Below are 15,721 nucleotides of genomic sequence, written 5' to 3'. Positions count from 1 at the left end.
AGGGACTCCCGGGCGCGGGCGGACGCTGGAGCGCCGGCGGGTGGGCACATCCGGTCAGCCGGTAGGGGGCAGGACCCACCGGGCCCGGTCGGTGGGGCCGTCGGCGGAGACGACGGCGGGAGGGAGTCGGCGGGCCGCCGGGCACGGCCGGTCGGGGATCCGTGGGCGGCTGCGGGGGCGCGACAGGCGCGGTGCCGGCCGCGCTCCGGGGGGCGCGACCACCCACCGGCCCCCGGCCGGCCCCTACGCGTCCGTCGGTCGTGGGCCGGCCCGGCGGGCCCACGACGCGACACGTCCTCCTCCGCCCGGTCGGCTGGTGGGCTCACCACCCGAGCCGCCCTCTCCGCCGGACCGGACAGGGGGGTCACGACGTGAGACGTCCCCCTCCGCCGGGCCGGGCGGAGGGGGACGTGGGTGGGAGGGGGGCGGTGGGATCAGACGCTCAGCGTCTCGGGCTGCTCGGCACGCTCCGCGGGCTGCGCCGGGACGACCACGGCCGGCTTCGGCAGCACCGCGTAGAGGACACCGGAGATCACCACCGTGGCGACCCAGCCGAGCCCGTACTCGCCGATGACGTTGTTCGCCGCGAGCGGGCCCGTGAACCAGTCGGACGTCGTGAACATCAGGCCCCCGGCCAGACCCACCGCCCAGGCGGCGACGGCGGCGGGGGAGAAGCCGCCCCGGTACCAGTAGGCGCTGGTGCGGCTCGTGTCGGCCAGGGCCTCGCCGTCGTACTCCTTGCGGCGCAGCATGTCCGCGCCGAAGACGCCGACCCAGGCGGAGAAGGCGACCGCGAGCAGCGACAGGAAGGCGATGAAGGAGCCCATGAAGCTGGTCGCCACCAGCATCAGCACGCCGCCGAAGACAAGCGAGATCGCGGCGTTCACCGAGACCGCCCAGTGCCGCGGGATCTTGAACCCGAGGGTCTGCGCCGTGAAGCCGGCCGAGTACATCGACATGGAGTTGATCAGCAGCATGCCGATCAGCGCGATCAGCAGGTACGGCACCGCTATCCAGGTCGGCAGGATCTCGCCGAGGAAGGAGACCGGGTCGCTGGCGGAGGCCAGGTCCGGCGTGGAGACCGCCATGACCATCCCCATCAGCACCATGGGCAGCACGACGATGCCGGCGCCGCCGATCGTCACGCCCACGATGCCCTTGGAGGAGGCGGTGCGCGGCAGGTACCGGGTGAAGTCCGGCGCGGACGGGATCCAGCTCACGCCGCCCGCCGCGATCAGCCCCACGCCGGTGATCATCGCGGCCACCGAACCGGCGGACCGGTCGAAGACCGCGGACCAGTCGGTGTCGACGACCAGGTAGCCCAGCACCAGCACGGAGAAGACACCGAAGAGGTACGCCGCGTACTTGTTGCACTTCTGCACGGCGTTGATGCCCAGCCCGGAGATCGCGAACGTCGCGACGACGAAGACGAGCAGCGTCGCGATGTCCAGCACGCTGTTGGCACGGATGCCGAACACGATGTCCAGCACGGTCAGCACGGCGTAGGCGCCGGTCACCGCGTTGATCGTCTCCCAGCCCCAGCGGGCGACCCAGATCAGCGCCCCGGGCAGCAGATTGCCCCGCTGGCCGAAGACCGCCCGGGACAGCGCCATGCCGGGGGCGCCGCCGCGCTTGCCGGCGATGCCGATCAGACCCACCAGGCCGTACGACACCACGGGCGCGGCGGCCGCGACGACCAGCGCCTGCCAGAAGTTGAGGTGGTACGCCACGACGAGGCTCGCGCCCATCGTGAGCAGCAGCACGCTGATGTTGGCGCCGACCCAGGTCGGGAAGAGCTCGCGGGTCCGGGCGGTGCGCTCGTGGTCGGGCACCTGCTCGATGCCACGGGTCTCCAGGGCGCCTTCTGTCTCGGCGGTCTTGCTCATATGGGGGGTCCGTGCCTCGATCGTGGGGAAGAGGATGCGTTCGGGACTCTACGCGCGTTGACGCAGCCTCTTCCATCGTACTTTGGTCCGACTCCTTCCTTCCAGGGGCCTTTGTCCTTCGGAGGAAGACACAAGCGGGTGTCCCGGGAGCCCATGGCCGATACTGGACGGGTTATGGAAATCCTCATCCTTGCTGTAGTCATCGCCGTGGTCGTGATCGGCGCGCTCGGCGGGCTGATCGTGGGCAGTCGCCGCAAGAAGCAGCTGCCTCCGCCGCCTCCGTCGACGCCCGACATCACCGCCCCTCCGGCCGAGCCGCACGTCGGCGACGAGGCCGAGACGCCGCGCGACGAAACGCGCCGGACGATAGAGGAGGTCGACCTCCCCGACGGCGGCACCGCTCCCGTCGGTGTCGAGGAACCGCCCGTCGTCGAAGAGCTCGAGATCCCGCAGATCGAGGTTCCCGAGCCCACCGCCGGCCGTCTGGTCCGGCTCCGTGCCCGCCTCTCCCGCTCGCAGAACGCGCTCGGGAAGGGTCTGCTCACCCTGCTCTCCCGCGAGCACCTCGACGAGGACACCTGGGAGGAGATCGAGGACACGCTGCTCACGGCCGACGTCGGCGTGCAGCCCACCCAGGAGCTGGTCGAGCGGCTGCGCGAGCGTGTGAAGGTGCTCGGCACCCGCACGCCCGAGGAGCTGCGCGGCCTGCTGCGCGAGGAGCTGATCACGCTGGTCGGCCCCGACATGGACCGCGAGGTCAAGACCGAGCCCGCCACCGGCAAGCCCGGCGTCGTGATGGTCGTCGGCGTCAACGGCACCGGCAAGACCACCACCACCGGCAAGCTCGCCCGGGTCCTGATCGCCGACGGCCGCAGCGTCGTCCTCGGTGCCGCCGACACCTTCCGTGCCGCCGCCGCCGACCAGCTGCAGACCTGGGGTGAGCGGGTCGGCGCCCACACCGTGCGCGGCCCGGAGGCCGGCGACCCCGCCTCCGTCGCCTTCGACGCGGTCAAGGAGGGCAAGGACGTCGGTGCCGACGTGGTGCTCATCGACACCGCGGGCCGTCTGCACACCAAGACCGGCCTCATGGACGAGCTCGGCAAGGTCAAGCGCGTGGTGGAGAAGCAGGCGCCGCTCGACGAGGTGCTGCTGGTGCTCGACGCCACCACGGGCCAGAACGGCCTGATCCAGGCCCGTGTCTTCGCCGAGGTGGTCAACATCACCGGCATCGTCCTCACCAAGCTGGACGGCACGGCCAAGGGCGGCATCGTCGTCGCCGTGCAGCGCGAGCTGGGTGTGCCGGTCAAGCTGATCGGGCTCGGCGAGGGCGCCGACGACCTGGCGCCGTTCGAGCCGGCGGCGTTCGTGGACGCGCTCATCGGCGAGTGACCTCCCGCCGGCCCGATGCCGGTACGCGCACGAAGAAGCGCCCGCCCCCCGAGGTGCAGTCGGGGGACGGGCGCTTCGTCGTGCCGGGCGGGTGCCGGGGCCGGACGGCCCGCCGGCCTACGCCCGGGACCGGTGGGCCACGTACGCCAGCGTGCCCAGCAGCAGTCGCGCCGCCGGCGGCTTGGTCGCCGAGTCGAGGGCCGGCGGGCGCAGCCAGCGCACCGGCCCCAGACCTCCCCGGTCCGAGGGCGGCGCCGTGACGTGCGTACCGGGGCCGAGGCCGCGCAGGTCGAGTGCGGCCGGGTCGTCCCAGCCCATGCGGTAGAGCAGCCGGGGCAGCTCGGCGGCGGCGCCGGGGGCGACGAAGAAGTGGGTGCGGCCCTCGGGGGTCGCCGCGACCGGGCCGAGGGGCAGGCCCATGCGCTCCAGCCGCGCCAGTGCCCGGCGTCCGGCGGCCTCGGCCACCTCGATCACGTCGAACGTCCGCCCCACCGGCAGCAGCACCGCGGCGCCCGGGAACTCGGCCCAGACCGCGTTCGCCTCGTCCAGCGTCGAACCGGCCGGCAGCTCGGGTGCGAAGTCCAGCGGATGCGCGCCCGGCGCCGGACACCCGCGCCGGCCGCACGAGCAGGCGCCCGCGGCGGCCCGGGCCCCCGGCACCACGTCCCATCCCCACAGTCCCGTGAACTCGGCCACGGCGGTGGCCTCCGACGCGCGCCCGCGGCGGCGTGTGGCGGACCGGACGTCGCGCACGCCCCGACTGGTCCCGATGCCGATCGTGAAGCCCATGCCCCCTCCAACGGGTCCGACGCAGCGGCGGTTACGCAGCGGACGTATCTCGTGACTCTCTGTTTCCCACTCCCCGGTCCGGCGCGGTTCAGACAGCGCCCCGAGGCACTCCCGGTGGTGCGTCCGGCGGCGCACGCCCCGGCGAGCACCGTTGCACCGTCTCCCGTTCGGCCTATGTCAAGTGAATCGTGCGCAGGCCACCGGGAGTTCATCCGAAGGGGTGGCGAATGGTGGCGATTCCCGAATCGCCATGGCAGGTCCAGTGATCGTGGGATTACTTTGTGTGCATGGAGCCTTGGGGCACATGCACTTGTGGGTATGCCGGAGGCAACTCGGTTTTCCGTTCGAAGGGTGGCGTACGCCGGACGGAGGGCCCGTGTCACCGGCATGCTGATAAGGCTTGGCGCACTCGGCGACAGGTGGTCTCAGGGATGGGGGCGTTCCAGTGAGCGGCAACGGCGAAGGCGGCACGGGCGCGGGAAGCGCGGCGCACGCTGACAAGCGCCCCAACGAGCTGCTCACCTCGTGGTTCGCGCGCAGCGGCTGGTCCAAGGGCGAGCTGGCGCGCCAGGTCAACCGCAGGGCCCGCCAGCTCGGCGCCAACCACATCTCCACGGACACCTCCCGCGTGCGCCGCTGGCTCGACGGCGAGAACCCGCGCGAGCCGATCCCGCGGATCCTGTCCGAGCTGTTCTCCGAGCGTTTCGGCGTCGTCGTGTCCGTGGAGGACCTGGGCCTGCGCTCCACCCGCCCCACCCCCTCCGCGACCGGCGTCGACCTGCCCTGGACGGGCCCCCAGACCGTCGCCCTGCTCAGCGAGTTTTCGCGCAGCGACCTGATGCTGGCGCGGCGCGGCTTCCTCGGGAGCTCGCTGGCCCTCTCCGCGGGCCCGTCCCTCATCGAGCCCATGCAGCGCTGGCTCGTCCCCTCGCCGCCGGCCGCCCCGTCCGGGAGCGAGTCCGCACCCGCCACGCGTGCGCGCGGCCGGCTGTCCCGGCCAGAGCTGGAGCTGCTGGAGTCCACCGCCGTGATGTTCCGCCGCTGGGACGCCCAGTGCGGCGGCGGCCTGCGCCGCAAGGCGGTCGTCGGCCAGCTGCACGAGGTGACCGACCTCCTCCAGGAGCCCCAGACGGAGACCACCCGCGCCAAGCTGTTCAAGGTCGCCGCGGAGCTCGCCGAACTGGCCGGCTGGATGTCGTACGACGTCGGGCTCCAGCCGACCGCGCAGAAGTACTTCGTCCTCGCCCTGCACGCCGCCAAGGAGGCCGGTGACCGGCCGCTCGGCTCGTACATCCTCTCCAGCATGAGCCGCCAGATGATCCACCTCGGACGGCCCGACGACGCCCTGGAGCTCATCCACCTCGCGCAGTACGGCAGCCGGGACTGCGCGAGCCCGCGCACCCAGTCGATGCTCTACGCGATGGAGGCCCGCGCCTACGCCAACATGGGCCAGCCCGGACGCTGCAAGCGGGCGGTGCGCATGGCCGAGGAGACCTTCACCGAGGCCGACGAGTGGGACGAGCCGGACCCCGACTGGATCCGCTTCTTCTCCGAGGCCGAGCTCTACGGCGAGAACAGCCACTCCTTCCGCGACCTCGCCTACGTCGCCGGCCGCAGCCCCGCCTACGCCTCCCTGGCCGAGCCGCTGATGCGCCGAGCCGTGGAACTCTTCTCCAAGGACGACGAACACCAGCGTTCCTACGCGCTGAACCTGATCGGCATGGCCACCGTGCACCTGCTGCGGCGCGAGCCCGAGGAGAGCACCGTCCTCGCCGCCGAGGCCATGGCCGTCGCCAAGAAGGTGCGCTCCGAACGCGTCAACACCCGCATCCGCAAGACCGTCGACACGGCCGTACGCGATTTCGGTGACCTGGCGGAGGTCACGGACCTCACCGCACGGCTCGCCGCCGAACTGCCCGAGACCGCCGAAGCGGTCTGACCGCCCACAGACCCCGGCCGCGGCCGGCCCTCCCGAACTGCCCGACTCGGCTCCCCCATGCCAGGTCACTCGGAAGGCCGCCGCGGCCGGCACCTTTTTTGCGCCTGAACCGGCGCCGCTCTCGCGGACGTGGTTGCTCGCCGTGGGGGTTGCTCAATTGATGGTTGCGGTGGTCCTCGGGAGGGCGCGTCACGATATCGGCGACCCGGTCCGCGAACCGGCGGTTCATCCGCGCGTAACACGCACGGCGCCTTCGTCACGGCGGCGAAACAGTGGGGGGCACCCACCGAAACGGCGCTGCGTCAATCTCGTGGCGCATAACCGGCCCACCCCTCATTGCCCGCCCAGGCTTCGCCCGCACGGGGCCGTACAACGACGAGGAGACGCCGATGGCTCCAGCCATCACGCTCGCCGCGGAGACACAGCTCTCCGCCGCCAACACGGGCTTCATGCTCATCTGCTCCGCCCTGGTGATGCTCATGACCCCGGCCCTCGCCTTCTTCTACGGAGGCATGGTCCGCGTCAAGAGCACCCTCAACATGCTGATGATGAGCTTCATCAGCCTCGGCATCGTCACCGTGCTGTGGGTGCTGTACGGCTTCTCCATGGCGTTCGGCACGGACTCCGGCAGCGTCATCGGCTGGAACTCCGACTGGGTCGGCCTCAGCGACATCGGCCTGACCGAGCTGTGGGACGGCTACACCATCCCCGTCTTCGTCTTCCTGGTCTTCCAGATGATGTTCGCCGTCCTCACGCCCGCGCTCATCAGCGGCGCCCTCGCGGACCGCGTCAAGTTCACGGCCTGGGCCCTGTTCGTCGCCCTGTGGGCCACCGTCGTCTACTTCCCGGTCGCCCACTGGGTCTGGGGTGCGGGCGGCTGGGCCTTCGAACTGGGCGTGATCGACTTCGCCGGCGGCACGGCCGTGCACATCAACGCCGGTGCCGCGGCGCTCGGCGTGATCCTCGTCATCGGCAAGCGGATCGGCTTCAAGAAGGACCCGATGCGCCCGCACAGCCTGCCGCTGGTCATGCTCGGCGCGGGCCTGCTGTGGTTCGGCTGGTTCGGCTTCAACGCCGGCTCGTGGCTCGGCAACGACGACGGCGTCGGCGCGCTGATGTTCGTCAACACCCAGGTCGCCACCGGCGCGGCCATGCTGGCCTGGCTCGCCTACGAGAAGATCCGCCACGGCGCCTTCACCACGCTGGGCGCCGCCTCCGGTGCCGTCGCGGGCCTGGTCGCCATCACCCCGGCGGGCGGCGCCGTCTCCCCGCTCGGCGCGATCGCCGTCGGTGCCATCGCCGGTGTGCTGTGCGCCATGGCCGTCGGCCTGAAGTACCGGTTCGGCTACGACGACTCCCTCGACGTCGTCGGCGTCCACCTCGTCGGCGGGATCGCCGGCTCCCTCCTCGTCGGCCTCTTCGCCAGCGGCAAGGGCCAGTCCGACGTCCAGGGCCTGTTCTACGGGGGCGGGCTGGACCAGTTCTGGAAGCAGTGCGCCGGAGTCTTCGCCGTCCTCGCCTACTCTCTGGTCGTCTCCGCGGTCCTGGCGTTCGCCCTGGACAGGACGATCGGCATGCGGGTCCCCGAGGACGACGAGGTGACCGGCATCGACCAGGCCCAGCACGCCGAGACCGCATACGACTTCAGCGGCGCCGGCGGCGGTGCCGCCCGGAACGCCGCACCGGCCGCCACCGCGGCCGCGCCGGCCCAGAGCAAGAAGGTGGACGCATGAAGCTCATCACCGCCGTCGTCAAGCCGCACCGGCTCGACGAGATCAAGGAGGCCCTCCAGGCCTTCGGAGTCCACGGCCTCACCGTCACCGAGGCCAGCGGCTACGGCCGCCAGCGCGGCCACACCGAGGTCTACCGCGGCGCCGAGTACACCGTGGACCTCGTACCCAAGATCCGTGTCGAGGTACTGGTCGAGGACGGCGACGCCGAGCAGCTGATCGAGGTCGTCGTCAAGGCGGCCCGCACCGGCAAGATCGGCGACGGGAAGGTCTGGTCGGTCCCGGTCGACACGGCCGTACGGGTCCGCACCGGCGAGCGCGGCCCCGACGCGCTCTGAACCAGGACGACGGAACAGGAGCCGCCGGTGACGCACACGGAGCTGACGAACGAAGCAGAGGACCCGGGACCCGGCGGCTATGCGGCGGCCCGGCTGCGCCTCCTCACCGAGGGGGCGCGGTCCGGGCCGCCGCGCCGTGCGGCCCTGGCCGGACTGACCGACGACTGGCTGACGGGCCTCTTCGACGCGGGCGCCGAGGGCCTCACGGGGGTGTCGCTCGTCGCGGTCGGCGGCTACGGACGGGGCGAGCTGTCCCCGCGCAGCGACCTGGACCTGCTCCTGCTGCACGACGGCGGCGACGACAAGGCGGTCGCCGCCCTCGCCGACCGCCTCTGGTACCCCGTGTGGGACCTGGGCCTCGCCCTCGACCACTCCGTGCGCACGCCCCAGGAGGCCCGCAGGACGGCCGGCGAGGACCTGAAGGTCCACCTCGGCCTGCTGGACGCCCGCCACCTCGCGGGCGACCCGGGACTGACCGCCTCCCTGCGCACCGCCGTCCTCGCCGACTGGCGCAACCAGGCACCCGGACGCCTCCCGGAACTGCGGGAGCTCTGTGCCGAGCGCGCCGAACGCCAGGGCGAACTGCAGTACCTGCTGGAACCCGACCTCAAGGAGGCCCGCGGCGGGCTGCGCGACGCCACCGCCCTGCGCGCCGTCGCCGCCTCCTGGCTCGCCGACGCCCCGCGCGAGGGCCTCGCCGACGCCCGTCGCCGCCTGCTCGACGTGCGCGACGCGCTCCACCTGGTGACGGGCCGGGCGACCGACCGGCTGGCCCTCCAGGAACAGGACCAAGTGGCGGCCGAGCTGGGCCTGCTGGACGCGGACGCGCTGCTGCGGCAGGTGTACGAGGCGGCGCGCGTCGTCTCGTACGCCGGCGACGTCACCTGGCGGGAGGTGGGGCGCGTCCTGCGTGCACGCTCCGCGCGGCCCCGCCTGCGCACCCTCCTGGGCGGTGGCAGGCAGACCGCCGAGCGCTCGCCGCTCGCCGAGGGCGTCGTCGAGCAGGACGGCGAGGTGGTGCTCGCCCGCACCGCACGCCCCGAACGCGACCCCGTGCTCCCGCTGCGCGCCGCGGCCGCCGCCGCACAGGCCGGACTCCCGCTCTCCCTGCACGCCGTGCGGCGCCTGGCGGCCACCGCGCGCCCGCTGCCCGCGCCCTGGCCCGCGGAAGCACGCGAACAGCTGGTGACCCTGCTCGGCTCGGGCCGCCCCACCGTGGAGGTGTGGGAGGCCCTGGAGGCCGAGGGCCTGATCACCCGGCTGCTGCCCGACTGGGAGCGCGTCCGCTGCCGCCCGCAGCGCAACGCCGTCCACCTGTGGACCGTCGACCGGCACCTCATCGAGACCGCCGTCCGCGCCTCCGCGTTCACCCGCCGCGTGCACCGCCCCGACCTGCTCCTGGTCGCCGCGCTGCTGCACGACATCGGCAAGGGCTGGCCCGGCGACCACTCGGTGGCCGGGGAGACCATCGCCCGGGACGTGGCCGCCCGCATCGGCTTCGACCGCGCGGACGCCGCCGTCCTCGCCACCCTCGTGCGCCACCACCTGCTGCTCGTCGAGACGGCCACCCGGCGGGATCTGGACGACCCGGCCACCGTCCGCGCGGTCGCCGGGGCGGTCGGCAGCCAGGGCGCCCTGGAGCTGCTGCACGCCCTGACCGAGGCGGACGCCCTGGCCACGGGGCCGGCCGCCTGGTCGGCCTGGCGCGCGTCGCTCGTCGCCGACCTGGTCAAACGCGTCTCGGCGGTCCTCGCCGGGAACCCGCTGGAGGAACCCGAGGCCCCCGCGCCCACCGCCCGGCAGGAACGGCTCGCCGTCGAGGCGTTCCGCACGGGCGGGCCGGTGCTGTCGCTGCGGGCCCAGGCCGAGCCGCCGGCCGCGGAGCAGGAACCCCTCGGGGTCGAGCTGCTCATCGCCGTACCCGACCAGGCGGGCGTGCTCCCCGCCGCCGCCGGTGTCCTCGCCATGCACCGCCTGACCGTCCGCACGGCCGAGCTGCGCTCCGTGCCGCTGCCGGACGGCGTCGAGGGCTCCGTCCTGGTGCTGGCCTGGCGGGTCGCCGCCGAGTACGGCTCCCTGCCCCAGGCCGCCCGCCTCCGCGCCGACCTGGTCCGCGCCCTCGACGGCACCCTGGACGTCGCGGGCCGCCTCGCCGAGCGGGACGCCGCCTACCCGCGCCGCCGGGGCGTGGTGGCGCCCCCGCCCCGGGTGAGCGTGGAGCCGGCCGCCTCCCGCCACGCCACGGTGATCGAGGTCCGCGCCCAGGACGCGCCCGGCCTGCTGTTCCGCATCGGACGGGCACTGGAGGGCGCGGGCGTGCGGGTGCGCAGCGCCCATGTGTCGACCCTGGGCTCCAACGCCGTCGACGCGTTCTACGTCACGGACCCGGAGGGGGCGCGGCTGCCGGGGGAGGACGCGGGGGAGGTGGCGCGGGCGCTGGAGGAGGCGCTGCGGGGGTGACGCGGCCCCCGCCGCGCGCATCCCCGCATGCCGAATGCGTCGGGCGGGGACGAATGCCTTGCACGGCCGGATACCCTGGAAGACGCTCAGACTGCCCCCGACTCCGAGGACCGACGCCGCCGTGTTCGACACTCTCTCCGATCGCCTCTCAGCGACCTTCAAGAACCTGCGCGGCAAGGGGCGCTTGAGCGAGGCGGACATCGACGCCACGGCACGCGAGATCCGCATCGCCCTCCTCGAGGCGGATGTGGCCCTGCCGGTCGTGCGTGCCTTCATCAAGCAGGTCAAGGAGCGCTCGCTGGGCTCCGAGGTCTCCAGGGCGCTCAACCCCGCCCAGCAGGTCCTCAAGATCGTCAACGAGGAACTGGTCACCATCCTCGGCGGCGAGACCCGCCGTCTGCGCTTCGCCAAGCAGCCGCCGACCGTGATCATGCTCGCGGGTCTGCAGGGTGCCGGTAAGACCACCCTCGCGGGCAAGCTCGGCAAGTGGCTCAAGGAGCAGGGTCACTCCCCCCTGCTCGTCGCCTGTGACCTCCAGCGCCCCAACGCCGTCAACCAGCTGAGCGTCGTCGCCGAGCGCGCCGGCGTCGCGGTGTACGCGCCCGAGCCGGGCAACGGCGTGGGTGACCCGGTCAAGGTCGCCCAGGACTCCGTCGAGTTCGCCAAGGCCAAGGTCCACGACATCGTGATCGTGGACACCGCCGGCCGCCTCGGCATCGACCAGGAGCTGATGCAGCAGGCCGCGGACATCCGCGACGCCGTCTCGCCCGACGAGATCCTCTTCGTCGTCGACGCGATGATCGGCCAGGACGCCGTCAACACCGCCGAGGCCTTCCGCGACGGCGTCGGCTTCGACGGCGTGGTGCTCTCCAAGCTCGACGGTGACGCCCGCGGTGGTGCGGCCCTGTCGATCGCCTCGGTGACCGGCAAGCCGATCATGTTCGCCTCGAACGGTGAGAAGCTCGAGGACTTCGACGCCTTCCACCCTGACCGGATGGCCTCCCGCATCCTCGACATGGGTGACCTGCTCACCCTGATCGAGCAGGCGGAGAAGACGTTCAGCCAGGAAGAGGCCGAGAAGATGGCCTCCAAGCTGGCGTCCAAGAAGGGCCAGGACTTCACCCTGGACGACTTCCTGGCCCAGATGGAGCAGGTCCGCAAGATGGGCTCCCTCTCCAAGCTGCTCGGCATGCTGCCGGGCATGGGCCAGATCAAGGACCAGATCAACAACCTGGACGAGCGGGAGGTCGACCGCATCGGCGCGATCATCAAGTCGATGACCCCGGCCGAGCGTCAGGAGCCCACGATCATCAACGGCTCGCGCCGCGCCCGTATCGCCAAGGGCTCCGGTGTCGAGGTCAGCGCGGTGAAGGGCCTGGTCGAGCGGTTCTTCGAGGCCCGCAAGATGATGTCCCGCATGGCCCAGGGCGGCGGCATGCCCGGTATGCCGGGGATGCCAGGCATGGGCGGCGGTCCCGGCCGGCAGAAGAAGCAGCAGAAGAAGGCCAAGGGCAAGCAGCGCTCCGGCAACCCGATGAAGCGCAAGCAGCAGGAGCAGGAGGAGGCCGCCCGGCGTGCCGCCGCGGCCGAGGGCGGCAACGCCTTCGGGCTGCCGCAGCAGGGCGGCAAGGACTTCGAGCTGCCGGACGAGTTCAAGAAGTTCATGGGCTGACGCCGGCTCCGTCCGACGCCCGCTCCGCCGTCCCGTGTCACCGGGGGCGCCCTCTCTCGCAGGGGGCGCCCCCGGCGCCGTACACGCACATGCCCGCGCGGCTTTCCTGTCGTAACGTCCCGGTATGACCAATCCGTCCCCGCCGCGCAAGGCCCCTGAGCCGCCCTGGCGCACCGAGGGCACGCCCGACGAGCCGCCGAAGCCGCCGCCGGGTGGACGCAGGATGCGTGGCGGCTGGTGGAACCTGGTCCTCGCCGCACTGGTCGTCTACCTGATCGCCAACCTCGTCCTGTCCTTCTTCAACGAGGGCGACGAGCCGACGATCTCGTACACCGAGTTCAGCAAGCAGGTCGACGAGGGCAACGTCAGCAAGATCTACGCCAAGGGCGACGCGATCCAGGGCCAGCTGAAGAAGGCCCGGGACAATCCCGAGGGCGACGGGACGTACACCAAGTTCACGACCGAGCGGCCGACGTTCGCGGACGACCAGCTCTGGGCCGATCTGACGAAGAACAAGGTGACGGTCACCGCCGAGCCCGTCGTGCAGCACCGCAGCTTCCTGGCCAACCTGCTGATCGCGCTGGCTCCGATGCTCATCCTCGTGGTGCTGTGGATCTTCATCGCCCGACGGATGCGGGGCGCGATGGGCGGCGCCGGCGGCATGCTCGGCCGCAAGGCGCCGCCCAAGCCGGTCGAGCTGGAGGCGGGCAAGCCGCGCACCACCTTCGCGGACGTGGCCGGCATCGACGAGGTGGCGGGCGAGCTCAACGACGTCGTCGACTTCCTGAAGAACCCCGGCGCCTACCGGCGGATGGGCGCCAAGATGCCCCGGGGCGTCCTGCTGACCGGCCCGCCCGGCACCGGCAAGACGCTCCTCGCGCGGGCGGTGGCCGGCGAGGCGGGGGTGCCGTTCTTCTCCGCGTCCGCGTCCGAGTTCATCGAGATGATCGTGGGTGTGGGCGCCTCCCGGGTGCGGGAGCTGTTCGCCGAGGCCCGGAAGGTGGCGCCCTCGATCATCTTCATCGACGAGATCGACACCATCGGCCGGGCCCGGAGCGGCGGCTCCGGCATGGGCGGCCACGACGAGCGCGAGCAGACCCTGAACCAGATCCTCACGGAGATGGACGGCTTCTCCGGCTCGGAGGGCGTGATCGTCATCGCCGCCACCAACCGCGCCGACATCCTGGACGCCGCCCTGACCCGCCCCGGCCGCTTCGACCGGGTGGTGAGCGTCTCGCCCCCCGACCGGGGAGGCCGGGAGGCCATCCTGGAGATCCACACCCGTGAGATCCCGCTCGCCCCGGACGTCGACCTGGCCCAGGTCGCCCGGACGACGCCGGGGATGACCGGCGCCGAACTGGCCAACCTCGCCAACGAGGCCGCCCTCCTCGCGGTCAAGCGCAAGCAGGACCGGGTGACGCGGGCGAACCTCTCCGAGGCCCTGGAGAAGGTCCAGCTCGGTGCCGAACGCCCGCTGGTGATGCCCGAGGAGGAACGCCGGCGCACCGCCTACCACGAGAGCGGGCACGCCCTGCTCGGCATGCTGCAACCGGGCGCCGACCCCGTCCGCAAGGTCACCATCGTGCCGCGCGGGCGGGCGCTCGGCGTGACGCTGTCCACCCCGGACGCCGACAAGTACGCGTACACGGAGGAGTACCTGCGCGGCCGGATCATCGGCGCCCTCGGCGGGATGGCGGCCGAGCACGTCGTGTACGACGTGATCACCACCGGCTCGGAGAGCGACCTCGAACAGGTCACCCGGATCGCGCGCGGCATGGTCGGCCGCTGGGGGATGAGCGAACAGGTCGGCCGGCTGTCCGCCCTGCCCGGTGATGCCCAGCAGGCCTACGGGCTGGCCGCCGCCCCCGGCACCCTGGACGCCATCGACGACGAGATGCGGCGCGTCGTCGACGAGTGCTACGCGGAGGCCGTCCGCAAGCTGCGCGACCACCGCGCACAGCTCGACGCCCTGGCGGCGGCGCTGCTGGCCAACGAGACGCTGGACGAGGCGGACGCCTACCGGATCGCCGGCATCACCAGGCTGACGAAGGACGGCCCGGAGGCGTGAGCGCCGCGGCGCCCCGCCCCGGCACACGGATCACCGGGGCGGGGCGCCGCGCGCCGTCAGCGCGTCCGGGCGACCAGGTACCGGAACACGTTCGGCATCCACACCGTCCCGTCCGGCCGCCGGTGGGGATGCAGGGCCTCGGCCAGTTCCTTGTCCACCTGCTCCTGGTCGGTGGCGGCGATCGCCGCGTCGAACAGTCCCGTCGACAGCAGCCCGCGCACCGCGCTGTCGACGTCGGCGTACCCGAACGGGCAGGCCACTCGGCCGGAACCGTCCGGTGCGAGTCCGGCCCGGTGGGCGACCTCCTCCAGGTCGTCGCGCAGGGCCGGGCGCCAGCTGCCCGCGCTGCGCAGCGGATCCGCCAGCTTGGTGGCCACCCGCAGCACGGACGTGGTGGCACACCGCTCCGGCGGGCCCCAGCCGACCAGCACCACGGCCGCCCCGCGCGCGGCGAGCGGCGTCGCCTCCGCCAGCAGCCCGCCCAGACCCTCCGAGTCGCCCGCGAGGCACCCGATGGGCTCGAAGGAGGTCACCAGGGTGAACGCGGGCGCCGTCAGGTCCCGCGCGTCACGGGGGGCACCCTGGACGATCCGGGCGTTCGCACGCGCGCGTGGCTCACGGGCCTCGGGCGCCTCGGGCAGCAGCCGCTGCCGGGCGAGGGCCAGACGCTCCGGGGAGCCGGCGTCGACGCCGGTCACCGCCGCGCCCCGTGAGGCGGCCATCAGCAGGGCCAGCCCGGAACCGCAGCCCAGGCCCAGCATCCGCGTGCCGCCGCCGACGTCCAGTCGCTCGTAGACGGCCTCGTAGAGCGGCACGAGCATCCGCTCCTGTATCTCGGACCAGTCACGCGCGCGTGCATCCAGGTCCACGCCGGGGGTCGCCCTCGCGTGGGGTGAGTGCTGCCGCACGAGCGTAGGTGTCATAGGAAAGTGCCCCAATCGCCGACCGTTGCCGATGTGCCCGATTCCATGGCCCCCGTGCAGTGCGCTCGCACTCCCCCCGTATGCCAGGTAACTCCGGGCTCGCCGTGGCGTCCAGTGGTAGCGAGGGCCGGTTTGCCCGGTCCCCGCCCGAGTGGCGAGATTTCACTTCCCGGCAACATGCCCCTGGCCGCGCGGTACGCCGGGTAGCCCCGGCCCGCGCCCGGCGGCGGATGGCCTGATCGTGTCGCTCGGCGATGACAGCGGGTGGCCGCGGCGCCGGACGGGCCGTTTCGGCCAAGGTCGGCGGAGCGTGCGGACGTCCCGCGGTGCCGGGACCGGCCCCGGGGCGGGGCGGTGCCGCACGCCGCACGCCGACCCGGTAACGTCACGCCCGTCGACGCGCCCGCACAGGTGGCGTCCCTCCGTTCCGACGGCGGCCGAAACGCCCCTTGCGCGTCCGCGGGTCCCACGCACCCCGGCGCGTGGACGGGGGGTACGCGCCGGCGCGTACGTCGGACTACGCACCA

The 15,721-nt window shown here is 72.9% G+C and carries 10 protein-coding genes; 7 read left to right on the top strand and 3 right to left on the bottom strand.

Features of this window, described 5'->3' with window-relative positions:
• Positions 1 to 434: 434 nt before the first annotated feature.
• On the bottom strand, positions 435 to 1,886 hold the full coding sequence (locus ACGF3H_RS25535; protein ID WP_362489130.1) for a cytosine permease: 1,452 nt from the start codon (positions 1,884 to 1,886) through the stop codon (positions 435 to 437).
• 174 nt (positions 1,887 to 2,060) lie between these two features.
• Here ACGF3H_RS25535 and ftsY point away from each other — a divergent pair, with 174 nt between their 5' ends.
• Positions 2,061 to 3,275, top strand: a complete 1,215-nt coding sequence (ftsY, locus tag ACGF3H_RS25530) for a signal recognition particle-docking protein FtsY (RefSeq protein ID WP_362489132.1) — start codon at positions 2,061 to 2,063, stop codon at positions 3,273 to 3,275.
• Between the two features lie 117 nt (positions 3,276 to 3,392).
• On the opposite strand, the gene ACGF3H_RS25525 is transcribed toward ftsY, so the two are convergent.
• Complete coding sequence (locus tag ACGF3H_RS25525) at positions 3,393 to 4,064, bottom strand: bifunctional DNA primase/polymerase (RefSeq protein ID WP_362489134.1); 672 nt, start codon at positions 4,062 to 4,064, stop codon at positions 3,393 to 3,395.
• 445 nt (positions 4,065 to 4,509) lie between these two features.
• Between ACGF3H_RS25525 and ACGF3H_RS25520 the strand changes: the two genes are divergently transcribed.
• The 6 genes from ACGF3H_RS25520 (at position 4,510) to ftsH (ending at position 14,271) form a co-directional block, all read left to right on the top strand.
• Positions 4,510 to 6,003 carry a hypothetical protein gene (locus ACGF3H_RS25520; protein WP_362489136.1) on the top strand — a complete coding sequence of 498 codons (1,494 nt, stop codon included), beginning with the start codon at positions 4,510 to 4,512 and terminating at the stop codon, positions 6,001 to 6,003.
• Positions 6,004 to 6,392: 389 nt separating this feature from the next.
• Entirely contained in the window at positions 6,393 to 7,736 is a 1,344-nt protein-coding gene (locus ACGF3H_RS25515) for an ammonium transporter (protein WP_362489138.1), read from the top strand.
• Positions 7,733 to 8,071, top strand: a complete 339-nt coding sequence (locus ACGF3H_RS25510) for a P-II family nitrogen regulator (protein ID WP_362489140.1) — start codon at positions 7,733 to 7,735, stop codon at positions 8,069 to 8,071. Before ACGF3H_RS25515 ends, ACGF3H_RS25510 begins: the two co-directional genes overlap by 4 nt.
• A 27-nt stretch (positions 8,072 to 8,098) precedes the next feature.
• Positions 8,099 to 10,531, top strand: a complete 2,433-nt coding sequence (locus tag ACGF3H_RS25505; protein WP_362489142.1) for a [protein-PII] uridylyltransferase — start codon at positions 8,099 to 8,101, stop codon at positions 10,529 to 10,531.
• A 121-nt stretch (positions 10,532 to 10,652) separates the two neighbouring features.
• The gene (gene ffh / locus ACGF3H_RS25500; RefSeq protein WP_362489144.1) at positions 10,653 to 12,203 is read left to right on the top strand and encodes a signal recognition particle protein; all 1,551 of its coding nucleotides are present in this window, start codon (positions 10,653 to 10,655) and stop codon (positions 12,201 to 12,203) included.
• 124 nt (positions 12,204 to 12,327) lie between these two features.
• Positions 12,328 to 14,271: an ATP-dependent zinc metalloprotease FtsH gene (ftsH, locus tag ACGF3H_RS25495; RefSeq protein ID WP_362489146.1), complete on the top strand. Its 1,944-nt coding sequence runs from the start codon at positions 12,328 to 12,330 to the stop codon at positions 14,269 to 14,271.
• A gap of 56 nt (positions 14,272 to 14,327) precedes the next feature.
• On the opposite strand, the gene ACGF3H_RS25490 is transcribed toward ftsH, so the two are convergent.
• A complete protein-coding gene (locus tag ACGF3H_RS25490) occupies positions 14,328 to 15,194 on the bottom strand; it encodes a class I SAM-dependent methyltransferase (RefSeq protein WP_362489148.1) in 867 nt (288 codons plus the stop codon).
• Between the last annotated feature and the right edge of the window lie 527 nt (positions 15,195 to 15,721).

This window comes from Streptomyces sp. NPDC048185, assembly GCF_043202495.1.
In the GTDB taxonomy this organism is placed as follows: Bacteria; Actinomycetota; Actinomycetes; order Streptomycetales; family Streptomycetaceae; genus Streptomyces.
This window is presented reverse-complemented; position numbering and strand designations above follow the sequence as displayed.

Bases quoted from the DNA above. Each gene is read 5' to 3' on its own strand.
- ftsY (WP_362489132.1), top strand. From the start codon at position 2,061: ATGGAAATCCTCATCCTTGCTGTAGTCATCGCCGTGGTCGTGATCGGC.
- ftsH (WP_362489146.1), top strand. From the start codon at position 12,328: ATGACCAATCCGTCCCCGCCGCGCAAGGCCCCTGAGCCGCCCTGGCGC.
- ACGF3H_RS25490 (WP_362489148.1), bottom strand. From the start codon at position 15,194: ATGACACCTACGCTCGTGCGGCAGCACTCACCCCACGCGAGGGCGACC.
- ACGF3H_RS25510 (WP_362489140.1), top strand. From the start codon at position 7,733: ATGAAGCTCATCACCGCCGTCGTCAAGCCGCACCGGCTCGACGAGATC.
- ACGF3H_RS25515 (WP_362489138.1), top strand. From the start codon at position 6,393: ATGGCTCCAGCCATCACGCTCGCCGCGGAGACACAGCTCTCCGCCGCC.
- ACGF3H_RS25525 (WP_362489134.1), bottom strand. From the start codon at position 4,064: ATGGGCTTCACGATCGGCATCGGGACCAGTCGGGGCGTGCGCGACGTC.
- ACGF3H_RS25535 (WP_362489130.1), bottom strand. From the start codon at position 1,886: ATGAGCAAGACCGCCGAGACAGAAGGCGCCCTGGAGACCCGTGGCATC.